The sequence below is a fragment of the Cupriavidus sp. 05N39 genome (assembly GCF_056397325.1).
The window spans coordinates 1-423 of sequence record NZ_JBFTNE010000335.1; the positions used below are offsets into that span (position 1 = coordinate 1).

The 423-nt window shown below is 68.6% G+C and carries 1 protein-coding gene; it reads left to right on the plus strand.

All coding sequences use genetic code 11. The features are described from left to right. On the plus strand, positions 1-423 hold a 423-nt coding region (locus AC1DN0_RS41580; protein WP_477146683.1), incomplete at both ends, for a M2 family metallopeptidase.

A 423-nucleotide genomic window follows, 5' to 3' on the forward strand; every position in this document is an offset into this window, starting at 1 on the left:
GGCCCTGGCTGTCGGTGCTGCCGCACTGACGCTGGCGGCCTGCCAGAAGGAACCCACCCCGGCCGATGCGCCAGCCGCGACCAGCGCCAAACCGGGCGAAACCGCGGACCAGTTCATCGCCCGCGTCAACGCCGAGTACAAGGCCATGTACCCGGAAATGACCTCGGCGCAGTGGCTGTCCTCGACCTACATCAACGAGGATTCCGAGCGCGTGGCGGCCAAGGCCAACGAGCGCTGGCTGACCGTCCTCAACGGCTGGATCACCCAGGCCGGCACCTATGACGGCCAGCCGATGAGCGAGGACACCAAGCGCCAGATCCACCTGCTCAAGCTGATGACCTCCATGCCGGCGCCGCGCGACCCGGCCAAGCTCTCCGAGCTGACCCGCATCGCCAGCCGCATGGAAGGCGCGTACGGGTCGGG